Annotated in this window: 14 protein-coding genes and 1 rRNA gene; 14 read left to right on the forward strand and 1 reads right to left on the reverse strand. The window is 46.0% G+C overall.

Going from position 1 to position 17020, the window contains the following annotated elements:
- Positions 1-3 precede the first annotated feature (3 nt).
- The 13 genes from HP552_RS06430 to ligA all read left to right on the forward strand — a co-directional run bounded on the left by HP552_RS06430 (position 4) and on the right by ligA (position 14640).
- Positions 4-369 carry a DUF2304 domain-containing protein gene (locus HP552_RS06430; RefSeq protein ID WP_175394739.1) on the forward strand — a complete coding sequence of 122 codons (366 nt, stop codon included), beginning with the start codon at positions 4-6 and terminating at the stop codon, positions 367-369.
- A 34-nt stretch (positions 370-403) separates the two neighbouring features.
- Positions 404-769: an EamA family transporter gene (locus HP552_RS06435; RefSeq protein WP_110758839.1), complete on the forward strand. Its 366-nt coding sequence runs from the start codon at positions 404-406 to the stop codon at positions 767-769.
- Between the two features lie 31 nt (positions 770-800).
- On the forward strand, positions 801-1544 hold the full coding sequence (locus HP552_RS06440; RefSeq protein WP_110758733.1) for a sugar phosphate nucleotidyltransferase: 744 nt from the start codon (positions 801-803) through the stop codon (positions 1542-1544).
- Between the two features lie 12 nt (positions 1545-1556).
- On the forward strand, positions 1557-2117 hold the full coding sequence (gene rfbC / locus HP552_RS06445) for a dTDP-4-dehydrorhamnose 3,5-epimerase (RefSeq protein WP_175394740.1): 561 nt from the start codon (positions 1557-1559) through the stop codon (positions 2115-2117).
- 18 nt (positions 2118-2135) lie between these two features.
- A complete protein-coding gene (rfbB, locus tag HP552_RS06450) occupies positions 2136-3161 on the forward strand; it encodes a dTDP-glucose 4,6-dehydratase (protein ID WP_175394741.1) in 1026 nt (341 codons plus the stop codon).
- Complete coding sequence (gene rfbD, locus HP552_RS06455) at positions 3158-4030, forward strand: dTDP-4-dehydrorhamnose reductase (protein WP_175394742.1); 873 nt, start codon at positions 3158-3160, stop codon at positions 4028-4030. The genes rfbB and rfbD overlap by 4 nt, the downstream gene beginning before the upstream one ends.
- A gap of 103 nt (positions 4031-4133) precedes the next feature.
- On the forward strand, positions 4134-5072 hold the full coding sequence (locus tag HP552_RS06460; RefSeq protein WP_312884220.1) for a glycosyltransferase family 2 protein: 939 nt from the start codon (positions 4134-4136) through the stop codon (positions 5070-5072).
- A 204-nt stretch (positions 5073-5276) separates the two neighbouring features.
- Positions 5277-6209, forward strand: coding sequence for a glycosyltransferase family 2 protein (locus tag HP552_RS06465; protein ID WP_175394756.1), 933 nt, complete (start codon positions 5277-5279; stop codon positions 6207-6209).
- Entirely contained in the window at positions 6206-7606 is a 1401-nt protein-coding gene (locus HP552_RS06470; RefSeq protein WP_175394744.1) for an undecaprenyl-phosphate glucose phosphotransferase, read from the forward strand. Before HP552_RS06465 ends, HP552_RS06470 begins: the two co-directional genes overlap by 4 nt.
- A 179-nt stretch (positions 7607-7785) precedes the next feature.
- Complete coding sequence (locus tag HP552_RS06475; RefSeq protein WP_175394745.1) at positions 7786-8661, forward strand: phosphatidylinositol-specific phospholipase C/glycerophosphodiester phosphodiesterase family protein; 876 nt, start codon at positions 7786-7788, stop codon at positions 8659-8661.
- Between the two features lie 354 nt (positions 8662-9015).
- A complete protein-coding gene (gene pcrB / locus HP552_RS06480; protein WP_175394746.1) occupies positions 9016-9711 on the forward strand; it encodes a heptaprenylglyceryl phosphate synthase in 696 nt (231 codons plus the stop codon).
- A 294-nt stretch (positions 9712-10005) separates the two neighbouring features.
- Positions 10006-12366: a DNA helicase PcrA gene (gene pcrA, locus HP552_RS06485; RefSeq protein ID WP_175394747.1), complete on the forward strand. Its 2361-nt coding sequence runs from the start codon at positions 10006-10008 to the stop codon at positions 12364-12366.
- Positions 12367-12621: 255 nt separating this feature from the next.
- Positions 12622-14640 carry an NAD-dependent DNA ligase LigA gene (ligA, locus tag HP552_RS06490; RefSeq protein WP_175394748.1) on the forward strand — a complete coding sequence of 673 codons (2019 nt, stop codon included), beginning with the start codon at positions 12622-12624 and terminating at the stop codon, positions 14638-14640.
- 121 nt (positions 14641-14761) lie between these two features.
- Here the strand turns inward: ligA and HP552_RS06495 are convergent, their stop codons facing one another.
- Positions 14762-16129 carry a molybdopterin-dependent oxidoreductase gene (locus HP552_RS06495; RefSeq protein ID WP_175394749.1) on the reverse strand — a complete coding sequence of 456 codons (1368 nt, stop codon included), beginning with the start codon at positions 16127-16129 and terminating at the stop codon, positions 14762-14764.
- A 560-nt stretch (positions 16130-16689) separates the two neighbouring features.
- Between HP552_RS06495 and HP552_RS06500 the strand changes: the two genes are divergently transcribed.
- A 16S ribosomal RNA gene (locus HP552_RS06500) occupies positions 16690-17020 on the forward strand; the annotation flags it as partial.

Genomic DNA, 17020 nt, shown 5'->3' on the forward strand with positions numbered 1-17020 from the left:
ATTATGATATCACTAAAATTGCAAATAATTCTCGTCGTAGGGTCTGTACTCAGTTTTTTGATTTTGTTGAATTTATTAAGAAGGTATAGATTAGAGTTAAAGTATTCAATGCTCTGGATTTTTATAATGATATTTGTGATGATTTTGTCTTTATTCCCTACAATGTTTACTCATGTTGCAAATATTTTAGGGATTGAAATGCCTGTAAACGCGCTGTTCTTTCTAGCTATTTTTGGTATGATAGTTATATTGTTCTCTTTGACAGTTGAAATTTCACGTGCCACTCTGAAAATAAAAGAATTATCACAAGAGCTAGGCATATTGAAACATGAACTCAAACAGATTAATGATAGTTGTAATAAGGATTAGGGAAAAAAGGATAGATAACGGAAAGGGAATCTTTATGCAAAAGGCGCCTACTCTTATAAGCTATATTCTTTTAACATTAAATATACTGATGTTATGCGGAGGACAAATTTTATTTAAGTTAGGTTTAGAGAAACTTGGTGGTGTGAATTTATCAAATGCATGGAAAGCTATTTTTACACTTCCTATTTTTACCGGTTTGGTATTGTACGCTCTAGCTACATTGATATGGTTTGTAGTATTATCGAGAATGCCACTGAGCGTAGCGTATCCTATTCAAAGTGTTGCATACGTGCTTGGCATAGGAGCAGCATTAATATTTTTTAATGAGCCTGTGTCTCTTATGAAGTGGATTGGTGCAATGATCATTATGATTGGTGTTTTTTTTATTGCGTTAGATTAAACTATTACAATTAGTTGGAGGTATATTTGAATTGAAAGGAATTATACTCGCTGGTGGAACAGGTTCACGTTTGTATCCACTTACCAAAGTCACGAATAAACATCTTCTTCCCGTAGGGAAGTATCCCATGATCTTTCATTCGGTTTATAAACTCAAACAGTCGGGTATTGAAGACATCCTCATTGTAACAGGTAAAGATCACATGGGTGATGTGGTTAACTTACTCGGTAGCGGAAGTGACATGGGGGTTAGTTTTACATACAAGGTCCAAGACGAAGCTGGTGGTATAGCTCAGGCGTTGGATCTTGCTGAGCATTTTGTCGGAGATGATCAGATGGTGGTCATTCTAGGAGACAACGTGTTCGAAGATGATATTTCACCTTTTGTTGAGAACTTCAAAACTCAATCTGCTGGAGCAAAAATTCTTATCCAAGAAGTTCATGACCCAACTCGATTTGGTGTTCCCGAAATTGATGGTTCTCGTATTCTATCAATCGAAGAGAAACCTAAAGCTCCTAAGAGTAATTACGCGGTAACTGGAATTTACATGTTTGATCATACCGTATTCGAGATTGTAAAAACATTAAAGCCATCCGATAGAGGAGAATTAGAAATCACAGACGTTAACAATGCATATATTGAAAGAGAACAATTGTCTTTTGATATTCTCCAAGGCTGGTGGACGGATGCAGGTACGCATCCTTCTTTAGCACGTGCTAATGAATTGGCTAAAGATATTGCTTTCGGAGAAGAATTCGGCAAGTTGAAATTGTAGGAGGGTATAGAGATGAAAGTAACCCCTTTAAAATTGCAAGGTGCAAGCTTGATTGAGCCAGTGGTTCATGGTGATCATAGAGGTTTTTTCGTTGAGAGTTTCAATGAAGCTGTTTTATTAGATAAAGGAATTAAGCATACATTCGTTCAAGATAATCAGTCATTGTCTGCCCAGCCTAGTGTACTTCGGGGGCTTCATTATCAGTTGAATCCGAAAGCACAGACCAAGTTAATCCGCGTTATTGCTGGTGCAATTTACGATGTTATTGTAGATATCCGTAAAGGATCCCCAACCTTCGGGAAATGGGAAGGTTTCATCCTTAGCGAGCACAATCACCGTCAGCTACTGGTACCAAAGGGATTTGCTCACGGCTTCTGTACGTTGGTCCCAAACACCCAAGTCTTGTACAAAGTAGACGAATACTATTCCCCCGAGAACGACCGAGGCATATTATGGAGTGACCCGGCACTTGGGATTGATTGGCCTACATCTAATCCGATTTTGTCAGAGAAAGACCAGAAGCATCCTTTGCTTCAAGATGCGGAAATTAACTTCGATTTCGAAGTGAAGTAATTAGGAGGTTTCGATCATATGAAACTGCTTGTGACCGGCGGCGCCGGATTTATTGGAAGTAACTTTGTCATGTATATGCTTGAGCAGTACCCAGACTATGAGATTATCAACGTAGATGCACTCACATATGCGGGCAATCTGGAGAACTTAAAATCAATTGAAGGCAACAAGCGGCATACCTTCGTCAAAGCAGATATCACTGATACCAAGGAGATGGACCGCCTGATCGGTCAGGGCGTGGATGTGGTGGTTAACTTTGCTGCCGAATCCCATGTGGATCGCAGTATCCTGGAACCGGATGTGTTTGTGAGAACGAACGTCAATGGTACTCAGGTATTACTGGATGCTGCAAAAAAACACAATATCACCAAGTTTGTCCAAGTTTCAACCGATGAAGTGTACGGTTCTCTCGGACCTACAGGATTGTTTACGGAAGAGACTCCGCTTCAACCCAATAGTCCATACTCTGCCTCCAAGGCAGGAGGAGACCTATTGGTACGTGCTTATCACGAGACCTTTGGTCTTCCTGTAAATATTACGCGCTGTTCCAACAACTACGGACCATTCCAGTTCCCCGAGAAACTCATTCCACTCATGATCTCGCGTGCGTTGAATGATGAAGCTCTACCTGTGTACGGAGACGGGCTGAACATTCGGGATTGGCTTTATGTAGAGGACCATTGCAGCGCGATTGATCTGGTCATTCACCAGGGACGCAATGGCGAGGTGTACAATATTGGTGGCAATAACGAGCGGACTAACGTGCACATTGTGAAGACCATTCTGGAGCAGCTTGGCAAGCCCGAGTCGCTAATCAAATATGTGCAGGATCGACCTGGACATGATCGCAGATATGGTATCGACCCCACCAAAACGATGACCGAACTCGGCTGGAAGCCCAAGCATAACTTTGAGACGGGAATCAAGGAAACCATCCAGTGGTATCTCGATAATAAGGAATGGTGGACGCGTATCCAATCGGGGGCCTACCAGGATTACTATGAGAAGCAATACGGTTCTCGTTTGGGAGACGCCAAGGCATGAAGGTGCTTGTGACTGGAGCCAACGGACAGCTGGGGCGCGATGTGGTGCTTCTTTTTGAAAAAGAGGGACATTCCGTTCTGGCTTGTGCTCGCGATGAATTGGATATCACGGATCAGGTTGAATGCAACAATGTTATATCGACATATCATCCAGAGGTGGTCATTCATTGTGCGGCTTATACCGCGGTGGATGCCGCCGAGACGGATGTAGACGGAGCATATCAAGTCAATGCCACAGGGACCCGAAATATTGCGGTAGCTGCTGAGCAGACTGGAGCAAAGCTCATCTATATCAGTACGGATTATGTATTCGACGGTACCTCCGATGTACCTTATCAGGAATATGATAACACCAATCCGCAAAGTATCTATGGCAAATCCAAGCGTGCCGGAGAGGTGCTGGTACAATCGTTATCTTCCCGATGGTTTATTGTCCGTACTTCGTGGGTGTATGGCGTTTACGGAAATAATTTTGTCAAAACGATGCTGAAACTGGGTCAGGAAAAACCAAAGCTTCAAGTTGTACACGACCAGAAGGGATCACCTACGTATACAGTTGATTTGGCCCATTTTTTGCTGGAATTAATGAGTACTGAAAAGTACGGTGTCTACCACGCATCCAACAGTGGGGCATGTACATGGTATGAATTCACTCAAGCGATCTTTGAAGAGGCTCAGTTATTCCCAGGGTTCCATATTCAAGCTGAAGTCGATCCTTGTGCTACTGATCAGTTTCCCCGTCCTGCCCCGCGACCACGAAACTCGGTGATGGAGCATTTGTCGATCCGTACCAATGGTTTAAATGACCTTAGACCTTGGCGGGAAGGACTGCGAGATTTTCTGAAAGAAATACACATAGAACAGAATTGAGTACTTTAATCTCCCGCCCAGTAACTTATGAGCGGGAGATTTCGTTTATAATAGAGTAAATATCTATACGAGAATGATCTACTGTTATCGAATGAGGTGCGATGTGATACAACCCAAAGTATTAATTATGATGTCCACCTACAACGGTGAGCGCTATATCAATGAACAGGTGGATAGCCTGATAGCTCAAGTGCAAGTTGAGACTCAAATCTATATAAGAGACGATGGATCTACAGACGGTACAATGGAGAAGTTGAGACCATATGCAGAAGCATACCCGGACCGGATTCATATTCGTTCAGAGCACAATCTGGGGGTCATTCGCAGTTTCTTTGAATTGATGAGATCTTCACCACCCATGTTTGACTATTACGCTTTTTGTGATCAGGATGACGTGTGGGAACAAGATAAGCTCATTCGAGCAATTACACTACTTCAGACCAAGAATGCAGCAATTCCATTACTCTATTGTTCTTCTACTCAGATGGTAGACCAGCATTTAACCCCTATTGGTGTGTGGCCCAAGGTTCCCCAAAAACCACTTACACTTCATAATGCATTAGTGGAAAATTCGTGCGTCGGGTGTACGATGGTTATGAATGACATTACGTTTAACCAGATCAGAGGCAGCCTGCCGTCCGAATTAAATGAGTTGATTATGCACGACTGGTGGATTTATCTGTATGTCTGTACCTTCGGTGAAGTAATATTTGATGAGCATCTCACTATTATGTATCGGCAGCATCAAGGTAATGTACTTGGTGGAAGCCGTGATGGTTTGATCCAGAAATGGCGCAAGCGTTTGGATCGATTTATGAACGGGAACAACCATTATATTTTAAGTAGACAGGCAAGGCAGTTTCTTACTATGTATGAAGATCGCCTAACAAATAAACAGATTGAAGAAATTAAAGGCTTACTTCATATATTACAAAAAAATGCGGTTCGCAGAACCTTGTACGCGTGTAAGACGCCTTTTCACAGACAATCTTTTCTGGATGATGTTGTTCTTAAATTCGTTATTATCGCAGGTAAACTCTAGAAGGATATGTCTGCTCCACTCCACCCAAAATATGTTATACTCACGTTAGGTACGTGATGGCCATTAGGCTTTTCAGCATGATCTACTTTATTAATTTTAAAGTCGATTTATTATATAAAGCATTACAAGTCAGGAGTTTTACAAATGATCCAAGTATCAGAATCCGCCCATTCGGTCGGTTTACAATCAACAGCATCTCGAATGATCGACGCCAGCATCATCATCGTTAACTATAATACTCGTCAGCTGACATTGGATTGCTTGGGATCTGTCTATGCCTCCGTTACGTCATACACCTACGAGATCATCGTCGTGGACAACGCCTCACGAGATGATTCTGTGCAAGCGATCCAGAAGGCATATCCTCAAGTCCAACTGATTGCTAACCGTGACAATACAGGGTTTGCTAAAGCAAACAATCAAGGCATTAAGGTGGCCAAGGGGCGCTACATTTTACTGCTGAACTCCGATACCATGGTACATCCGGACACCCTTCATACCATGGTCGGGTTCATGGACCGTCATCCTGAAATGGGAGCATCCGGCTGCAAGGTCATCCTTCCTGATGGCTCCCTGGATAAAGCGTGCAAGAGGGGATTTCCCACGCCATCGGCATCATTTTATTACGCATTTGGCATCTCGCGGATGTTTCCTGATCGTCCGAAGTTTAACCAGTATCAGCTCGGACATCTCAGCCCGGATGATGAATATCCGGTTGACTGTCTTGTCGGTGCGTTCATGCTTGTGCGCCGGGAGACCATCGACCAAGTAGGTGGGTTGGATGAGACATTCTTTATGTATGGGGAAGATATCGACTGGTGTTACCGCATCAAAGAGGCGGGCTGGGGTATTTATTATTACCCGCGTACATATATTGTGCATTATAAGGGTGGGAGTGCCCGGCGCAAACCTATGAAAATCATTTATGAGTTTCATAGGGCAATGTGGGTTTTTCATCGTAAACATTATGCCAAGCGCTATGGCCTTTTGACCAACACAGCCGTATGGTTCGGCATTTCACTAAAATTTTCTTTGTCTCTGATCAGCAACAAACTAGTTCGGCCGGGTCCACAAAAAGAATCAGCATCCGGCCATACGGCAGCAGTTCATGAGACATCTTCCGAGGTGAAAACATGATTCGTCGTAATCAGCAATTTTTGACCCAACTGTACATTGCGGCAGATTTCATGGTGATACAGTTTTCCTTCTTAGTGGCTTGGTGGATGAAGTTTGAAAGTGAACTGCTAATCAACCATGGTTCGTTGCCAATTGAGAAGTACTTTGCATGGAGCTTAGTATACGGGGGACTTTCCGTCATTGTGGGTGTGATGTCCTCCCTTTATATGCCTAAACGGAAGAAACGTTTTGTAGATGAATTTATGAAATTGGTTCAGGTCCATGGTATCGCCTTTTTTATGCTAATGAGCTTAATGTTCTTCTTCAAGGAAGTCGACATCTCTCGTGCATATCTGGCCATGTACATGATCGGCAACGTTGCCTTCACCTTGATCTATCGTTATATCGTAAAACTTCAACTCAGAAGACTCCGCAAAAAAGGATTCAACCGTCAATTTGTATTAATTCTGGGAGCAGGTTCTCTTGGCAAACGGTTCTATAATAATCTTCGTAGTTATCCGGACCTCGGATATGAAGTATATGGTTTTCTTGATGATTATCGGCATTGGGATCAAGAGGAGCAGCAGCACTACAAACCTATCTTGGGGTGCATTGATCAGTTGGAACAAATTTTGTCGTCTCATATGATCGACGAAGTTATTCTTGCACTTCCTTTGGATGCCCACGACAAGTATCCAAATATTATTGAGGTGTGCGAGAAGGCTGGAGTGCGGACACTGATTATCCCAGACTTCTTTGATTATCTTCCGGCCCGTCCTCACTTCGATAACTTCGCTGGTATGCCGATGATCAACGTGCGTGATATCCCGCTGGATATGGCGGTAAACCGACTGATGAAGCGTGTATTCGATATTCTGTTCTCTCTCGTCGCTATCATCCTGACTTCTCCAGTAATGGCCATCGTTGCACTGGGCGTACGATTGACGTCGCCTGGGCCAGTCATCTTCAAACAGGAACGTGTTGGTCTCAACAGACGAAACTTCATGATGTTTAAATTCCGCTCCATGAAAGTCATTCCTGAAGGCGTAGTCGACACGGGTTGGTCAACGAAGGATGATCCTCGTCGGACGGCATTCGGCACATTTATTAGACGCACCAGCCTGGATGAACTGCCTCAATTCTTCAACGTGCTGTTGGGTCATATGAGTATAGTGGGTCCACGACCGGAACGTCCGTACTACGTGAATCAATTCCGGGATGAAATTCCGAAGTACATGATTAAACATCATGTTCGCCCGGGAATTACGGGATTGGCGCAGAGTAAGGGCTTAAGAGGAGATACGTCCATCGAGGATCGGATCGAACAGGATATCTTTTATATTGAAAACTGGTCTTTATTATTTGATATCAAAATCATATGGGAAACCATTCGAAATGGCCTCAAGAATGCTTATTAGATTCAACAAATTAAACAGTACCACCATTTAACAGCTGCCTTCGGGCGGCTTTTTTGTTTTACTCCTCACCAATTAGGGTAGTTAGCTATCAAAAAGGAAATCCCGCACATACGCTGTCATATCTTATTAGCTACACACTTCCTCTCCCCAATCTCACTCCTAAAGGATGTGAACATCATATGAAACGAATCGCCGCCGTCATCACACTATTGATCGTTACCGTGGGCACCCTCTTTTTTGCCTATGAGAGTCAAAGCGAGGAACAGCACGACGGATTTACAGCCTACCGACTGATTGCCCACGCCATGGGCAGTATTCGTGATCAGCCTTATACCAACGCCTATGAAGCGATGATTGCGAATTACGAGAAGGGCACACGAGTGTTTGAGATCGACTTCATGCTTACTTCAGATCGTGTAGCTGTAGCCAGGCATGAATGGACTGCCAATATGAGCAAACTGCTGGGTCAGGAGGAGGAGCTTCCGGAAGACAAACAGGCAGGGGCGCTCACACATGATGAATTTATGAATACACCGATTTTGGGCATTTACCAACCCATGGACGCGGACGGCATCATTAATGTGCTGTCGCAATATCCAGATATGTATATCGTAACGGATACCAAGGAGCAGAAGGATGAGGATATTCAGCAGGTGCTCTCTTCTCTCGTCAACGCTGCCCAAAAGAAGGATCCTTCCGTACTGGATCGCATCGTCGTGCAGATTTATAATGAGCCAATGCTGCACACCGTGAAAGAAATCTATGCGTTCCCTTCTATTATCTATACCCTCTATGCCACGCAGGATACGGAAGCGCAGGTCGTTGATTTTGTGGAGAACAATGACATCGATGCCGTAACCATGCCCGAATATAAAGTAAACCAGAATTTCGTCACCAAGCTCAAGAAGGCGGGTGCCGTTACTTACGTGCATACGATTAATGACACCGAACAGGTGGCCAACTATGAAAAGTGGGGTGTTTACGGCGTCTATTCAGATGTGTTGACCGAGCAGGAGTTGGATCAGATGAATACACGTTTTGCCTGGAAGCCGTAATATCTGTATGTTGCAAATCAAAACTTTCACTGCACCTGCTATGCAAGCACAAGTAGCCATCTTTGAAGGATCATGGCACTAAATCCACCTCACTCTAAACTTAAACATGGATAAGTTTCTCATTCCAATCACCGAAATAAGTAGACTTTCATTACTCAATACTTGTTTGATTGATTCATAGCACGATATAACAACCTTCTCTTCAAAATTACAGACTGATTCCAGCGTTTTATAGGGAAAAGTCTGTGATTTTTTGTTCCCCTTTTTATGCGAACATTGACACTCACTGCCTGCTGACTTAGACTTAGTTTACAAGCTTTTTAGGATGCAGAAGAACCTCTGGAGGAATGTTCGTTGATAGACATGATTAAGCAGTGGAGACACGTATTTAAGCTCGACCCGGACCGGGAAATCACGGATGAAGCACTCGATCTGGTATGTATGTCGGGGACCGATGCTATTATCGTTGGAGGATCTTCGGGAATCACCTATGATAACACGGTAGACCTGATGTCCCGCGTGCGTCGCTACGAGCTGCCCTGTGTGCTGGAAGTATCCGATCTGGAGGCGGTTGTCCCTGGTTTTGACGGATATCTGATCCCGATGGTGCTGAATGCAACGGACAGCAAATGGATGATTGGGCATCACCAACAAGCCATCGAACGGTTTGGTTACCTTATCCCGTGGGACCTGTTGATTGCCGAGGGGTATATCGTACTTAATGCGGACTCCACCGTAGCGCGTTTGACTGGAGCCGACACGGAGCTGACTACAGGGGCTGCGGTGGCGTATGCCCAGGCTGCAGAGCGACTGCTCAATCTTCCTATTGTATATATGGAGTACAGCGGAACGTTTGGAGATATGGAGCTGGTTGGTGAGACGCATAGACAACTGGATCGCGCACATCTCATTTATGGCGGGGGAATCGACAACCCGGATAAAGCAGCACAAGCAGCTCAGGTGGCAGACACCGTCGTTGTGGGCAACATTGTTTACAGTGATTTGGATAAGGCGCTCCAGACGGTACAAGCCGTGAAAGGAACCATTTAATCGGTTTAGTTTACCATTCTCCCAATTTCCCCTTACGATCTGTTAAAATAGAACTTTGCCCTACTAACTTAAAAAGTTATATTAAGCACAATTACGTTTACACGAAAACGTAGAGGACAGAAGTAAGCTGAAGAAGCAGAGCGCTCGCCTTTATTACCGGATTTTTACCTTATAAAAGTGAATCAAAAAAATTCGGGAATAACAGCGATCGGAAGCTTATTCTGTCATCGGAGTGGCAAGTGTAACCCTTCATTGTGCTATATATCGATCAACCAACGAAAGGAGCATGCATGCATGCAACCTGTAAATATACATGATGCCGTGGCACGGCTTAACACCCCTCAGCGGCAAGCCGTCGAGGCAACCGATGGACCGTTACTGATTATGGCCGGAGCGGGCAGTGGTAAAACCCGGGTGCTGACACACCGGATTGCCTACCTTATCGCAACACGCAAGACACCTCCTTGGGGCATTTTGGCGATTACGTTTACGAACAAAGCCGCTCGTGAGATGCAGGACCGGGTTTCCCAGCTCGTTGGTGGCTCACAGGGCCGCGACATCTGGGTATCCACATTCCACTCCATGTGTGTACGCATTCTGCGCCGCGACATTGAACGGATTGGTTTTACTTCGAACTTCAGTATCTTGGACTCATCCGACCAATTATCCGTCATTCGCAGTTGTATGAAAGACCAGAATATCGACACCAAGAAATTCGAACCAAAAGCCGTTCAGGCGATGATGAGTACCGCGAAAAATGAACTGATCGGTCCCGACCAGTATGAGAAGCAGGCTGGCGACTATTTTGAAGGCATTGTGGCGAAGGTATATAAAATGTACCAGAAACGTCTGAGAGCCAACAATTCGCTCGACTTCGACGATCTCATTATGGCGACCATTCAACTGTTCAAAGAAGTGCCGGAAGTCCTCGACTTTTATCAAAAGAAATTCCAATACATTCACGTCGATGAGTATCAGGATACGAACCGTGCGCAGTACATGCTGTGCCGCATGCTGGCTGACAGCCATCATCGGATCTGCGTTGTAGGGGATAGTGACCAGTCGATCTATCGCTGGCGCGGTGCCGATATCAGCAACATCCTGAACTTTGAGAAAGACTATCCAGAGGCACAGACCATTATGCTGGAGCAGAATTACCGTTCGACGTCCAACATCCTGAATGCAGCGAATGAGGTTATTGGCCTCAACTCCGGTCGTAAGCCGAAGAAGCTGTGGACGGACAAAGAGGGTGGCTCGAAGATCAAGGTGTACCGTGCAGACTCCGAGCATGATGAGGGATACTTTGTAACCTCCGAGATTAGTAAAAATGTGAAGAACGGCAAATCCTATCAAAATCATGCCATTTTGTACCGTACCAACGCACAGTCCCGGGTTATAGAGGAAATTCTGATCAAGTCTGATATTCCGTACCAGATTGTCGGCGGCATCAAGTTCTATGATCGTAAAGAGATCAAGGACATTCTGGCGTATCTGCGCCTGTTATCCAACCCCGACGATGACATCAGCCTCACCCGAATTATTAATGTGCCTAAACGTAGCATCGGTGATACAACCGTGGCGAAGCTGGCAGCTGCAGCGGGAGAGCGTGGAATTTCCATTTTTCGTGTGCTTCAGGTCGTGGACGATCTTGGGTTCGCGGGCCGCACGCGGAACGCGCTGGTGGAGTTCTATGACATGATTGCCGCGCTGCATCAGATGGTAGAGTATCTGTCCGTAACCGAACTGACCGAAAAGATTCTGGAGATGAGTCAATATCGTCTCGAGATGCAAAACGAAAATACGCTCGAATCCCGTGCACGTTTGGAAAACATTGAAGAGTTCCTTTCCGTGACGATGGAATTCGAGAAAAATAATGAAGACAAAACGCTGGTCTCGTTCCTCACTGACCTGGCACTCATTGCAGATATCGACAGCATGAACGATGATGAAGAGGATCAGAGCGACGCGGTTACCCTGATGACGATGCACAGTGCCAAAGGTCTAGAGTTCCCGGTTGTCTTTATCGTGGGTATGGAGGAAGGTGTCTTCCCACACAGCCGGGCCTTTATGGATAATGAAGAGCTGGAGGAAGAGCGCAGACTTGCTTATGTAGGGATTACACGTGCAGAAGAACAGCTATTCCTGTCGTGTGCCCAGATGCGTACCTTGTTTGGACGAACAACGGCGAACCCGCCTTCCCGCTTCCTGGATGAAATTCCGGATGAGCTAAAAGAAGATACTTCTATTACCCGTGATCGTTACCGTCGTGGTGCTAATGCCGGAGGATCGTACGGTGGCCGTGGACTCGGCTCCAGTGGCGGAAGCAACTTTGGTGGCGGCAGTGCAGCCAAGCTCTTTGAGCAGCAGAGCAGAAGCGGTTCCTCGGCTACGGCATCGACGCCAACTTCCCGTGTGACCACAAGTACCTCCCGCTCAACATATGCTGCGCCATCATCTGCCTCCAAGCCTGCAGCTTCGAATAGTGAAGCAGGCTTTAAAGCAGGAGATAAAGTACAGCATGGCAAATGGGGTACAGGTACCATTGTTGCGGTGAAAGGTACCGGCAATGACACGGAACTGCAGATTGCATTCCCGGCTCCAGTAGGTGTGAAACGCTTGCTCGCCGGATTTGCCCCAATTACCAAAGTAGAATAGATTAAGAACGAAACTTCAATATTGCACAATAACGAAGAGGGCAGAAATAACTTGAAGAAGTGAAGCTAAAAGCTTTCCTAAGGAAAGCTGCTTCGTAAGCATACTCTTCGCCTTTATCCCCGGTTTTCCCCCTTTAAAAGTAATTAACGAAATCTGGGGATAACAGCGATCGAAAAGTTGTTCTGTCAACTTAGTTCAAGTGCAATTTTGAGTGTTCGTTCTACATAGATTAAATTAACGGAGGGATGGCCCTGTATGGACCCGATGCACCGGATGGAGCAACTCGTGACCGAGCTGAACCAGCATAATTATCAGTACTACACGATGGATCAGCCGCAGATCAGTGACAAGGAATATGATCTCCTGTATGACGAACTGGTTACGCTTGAACAGGAGAGCGGGATGGTTTTGCCTGATTCTCCAACACAGCGTGTCGGTGGCGAACTGCTGAAGGGGTTTATCCCGCATCGTCACCTTTCCCCGCTCTGGAGCTTGGACAAAGCCCAAAACATCGAGCAGCTGCGAAGCTGGAATACCCGTGTGCTGAAGTTGGTGAATGACTATAACAGCAAAAACCCGGATAATCGGTTACCGGAACCTGGCTATGTGATCGAGTTGAAGTTCGATGGGCTGACCCTGAACCTGACATATACTAATGGTGAATTGGTGCAGGCCTCTACACGGGGGAACGGAACCGTAGGCGAGGGGATTTTGGCACAAGTGAAAACGATCAAATCCGTCCCGCTCAAAATCCCGTATACCGACGGTACGATCGAAGTGCAGGGTGAAGGCATCATGAATCTGTCTGTCCTGAACCGGTACAATGAAACAGCAGCGGAGCCGCTCAAAAACGCCCGTAACGCAGCAGCCGGAGCTCTGCGCAACCTGAATCCGAAAACGACGGCAGAGCGTCGGCTTAATGCGTATTTTTACAACGTAGGGTACTCGGACGATATTCAATTTGCCAATCATCAAGAGATGATGGATTTCCTACGGGAGAACCGCTTCAAAGTTAATCCATCGATTACGTACTTTCATGAATTCGATGATGTGATGGAACAGCTTGCCGCCATTCAGGAGAATCGGGGACAGCTCGACTACCTGATTGATGGGGCTGTTATCAAAATTACCGACATGCGCACACGTGAAGTGCTGGGTTATACGGATAAGTTCCCACGCTGGGCTGTGGCATATAAATTTGAGGCAGAAGAGACCACAACCGTTCTCAACTCCGTTGTATGGAATGTTGGCCGTACCGGCAAGGTGACTCCGCTGGCTCGCGTAGAACCGGTTGAACTTGCTGGAGTAACGGTTTCGAACTGCACATTGAACAATGTGGGCGATATCGAGCGCAAAAACCTGAAGTTTGCCTTGGGCACACGTGTCTTTATCCGCCGTTCCAATGACGTCATTCCTGAGATCCTGGGTAAAGTGACCGAAGAGAGTGATGGTGAAGAGATCATATATCCAGAGCAGTGCCCGGCTTGCGGCTTCCCGCTCGAGCAGCGCGGTGCTCATCTGTTCTGTAATAACAAATTGGCTTGTAAACCGCAGACCGTGGCCCGAATCTCTCATTTTGCTTCCCGTGATGCGATGGACATTGAGACATTCAGTGAGAAGACAGCGATTCAGCTGTACGATGAGTTGAGCGTGCGTGAACCGGCTGATCTGTACACATTGCAGTTTGATGACTTGGTGAAGCTGGAGCGGTTTGGTGAAAAGAAAGCGAATAACCTTCTCGCTGCGCTGGAGCATAGTAAGGATCGTGACCTGGCTTCATTCCTGTACGCACTGGGTATTCCGAATACTGGTAAATCAACGACACGCATGCTGGCTGACCATTATCGTGATCTGCATGCCATTATGAATGCAACCGTCGAAGAACTGGTTGAACTACCAGATGTAGGCGGCATTGTTGCGGAAAGTATCGTGACGTTCTTCGCAGATCCGTTTACTCAGGCTGCCATAGAGAAGATGCTGGATTTGGGCGTGAAAGCTCAGGCACCTGAGGCTCCCGCAGCTGTTGTGGAAGACTCCTTCTTCAGTGGCAAAACGGTCGTGCTGACCGGAACCCTGCATCAACTGACGCGAGACGAGGCAACGCAAAGACTTGAGGCCTTGGGAGCGAAGGTGACTGGCAGTGTCTCCAAAAAGACAGACCTCGTCATTGCGGGAGAGAAGGCAGGCAGTAAGCTGGCCAAAGCGCATGACCTGGGCATCCCAACGATTGAGGATGAGGATGAACTTGTTCGACTTTTGAATCAGCAGGGCTAACCTGAGAGCCGATGAAATCACAAAGAACCCCCGACAGACCACAAATAGGTCAATCGGGGGTTTTGCTGTCTATCTGTAATTATTTTTCATAGTTAAAGTGCTCGACATTTGTTAACTCGGATTAACTGATATTGGGGATCCGCTGAGATGCGCCGGTAAGCCATGCATCCTTGTCATATCCTCGTTCTTCCCAGTAACCAATATGTTCACTGTCGATGAGTTCGATGCGATTCAACCATTTTACCGACTTATAGGCATACATCTGAGGAATAACAAGTCGAACCGGCCCGCCAAGATCTGCTGGAATGGGCTTGCCATCATGCATGACGGCCACCATGATATCGTCCATTTGTGCTTGATCCATCGTAATGGCATCCGTATAAACCCCATCTCCGGAATAGAACTTCACACTATGTGCTTCAGGTTTTACCCCGGCTTGAGTCAGAAGTTGTTTGAGTGAGATACCCTCCCAGGTATTCTTATACACAGACCAGCCAGTTACACAGTGAAAATCACTGACCTGTACGGTGCGCGCGAGCTTCACGAACTGTTCCCAGTTCCAAACCTGTGCCCGTTCAACAAGCCCATCGATCCGGAATGACCAGTTTTCATTCGAAAAGGAAGGGATGGGAGTTACCGTATATACCCGGAAATGACCTTCTGCTCCTCCTCCAATGGGAGGTGAAGAGGCAGCTGCAGGTTGCGGTAAAGGATTCAACCGATTAGGGTCATTCTCCAGCATGCTATCGATGCTGTTATCGATGCTAAGATTCCGTCCAACCCAGGATACAAAGGTAGGGCCGAGAGTTACGACTAATACCACACCTACTGCTGACCGGATAAACGCACGCCGTGTATAAACGGGTTGGGGTTTCTCAGGCTGATCAGGTGATTTTTCCCCGGAGGCACGCTCCGTTCCAAGAGATGAGAGTGCAGTGGCAGCTGCTGTTGCATTTTCGTCAGATGTGCCTGCTAAGTCAGCTGTATGACTGGTGCCTTCCAACGATGAGGATGCTTTCACCGCACGGCGCGAAGAATCTTTTAACCATTTGGTCCGGGTGATGGAGTGGTAGATAATATAGGGCAGACCCACCCAGGTAAGCAAATCATGAATAAGCAGTGCGGCATTGGACCACCGTGGTCCTGTAAGTTTGAACTGCCATAATACTATACCTGAGATCAGCCAGCCAACCAGGAGTGCAAGCACGATGATTGTGTTCACTTTTTGCCACGGTCTGTTCCGTAATTGTTTCCAGTGTTTACTTGCCAGAAGCAAGTAATACACAACGGGTGCCAGCATTGCCAAGCCAACAATAATATGAAGCCATTTTAACCATACGCGTCCAATACCGAGTATTTCACGCCAGAAGCCACCGACTAACATAAGACCCGAGATGGCAAGGATGACAACGATCCAGGCGTTCCAAGCGTGGATAGACAAAAGTTTCTTGCCGTACCCTTTGCGAATATTCTCCAGCCACTGTTTCAAATGTAATCACCTCAAATGGAGTAATAAGCAGTAAATCTTCCTATGTAATAAGCGGCCAAGATGAAGAACGGTATAAGATGATGTTATGTCATTGCTATCTCTTTATTGTATATACCTCATTATAGAAGTTTTGGATCACTCACATCAAACGGGTTCATTAGAGCAACGTTATATACAATGGCATCTGACAACGATGAAGACGAATGTTTATCTGGCAAAATAGATAAGAAGCGCAGTTTAAAGAAACATTGAAAAAGTGCTTGCTAATTAAATTGGATCATGGTATATTATTTCTTGTCGCTTCAAACGAGTGATTGTCGAAAGAGTTTGAATGATGACGAAAAAGAGTGTTGACAGATAGTTGGTTAACATGATATAATAAATATCCTGTCCGGTTGGCAAACGTCGACAGAAACGGACAACAAGTTCCTTGAAAACTGAACAAATGGAAAAGTAACTTATGATTTACAATGAATCGTCAGATTCAAAATGAGCTAATCGCTCTTTTCAATACCCCAGATGATTTTCATAGCGTTTAACCGCGCTGCTGAAATTCATCTTTATTGGAGAGTTTGATCCTGGCTCAGGACGAACGCTGGCGGCATGCCTAATACATGCAAGTCGAGCGGAGTTGATAGGAAGCTTGCTTCCTTGATACTTAGCGGCGGACGGGTGAGTAACACGTAGGCAACCTGCCCTCAAGCTTGGGACAACTACCGGAAACGGTAGCTAATACCGAATACTTGCTTTCTTCGCCTGAAGGGAGCTGGAAAGACGGAGCAATCTGTCACTTGAGGATGGGCCTGCGGCGCATTAGCTAGTTGGTGAGGTAACGGCTCACCAAGGCGACGATGCGTAGCCGACCTGAGAGGGTGATCGGCCACACTGGGA

This window comes from Paenibacillus xylanilyticus (assembly GCF_013359935.1).
GTDB lineage: Bacteria > Bacillota > Bacilli > Paenibacillales > Paenibacillaceae > Paenibacillus > Paenibacillus xylanilyticus.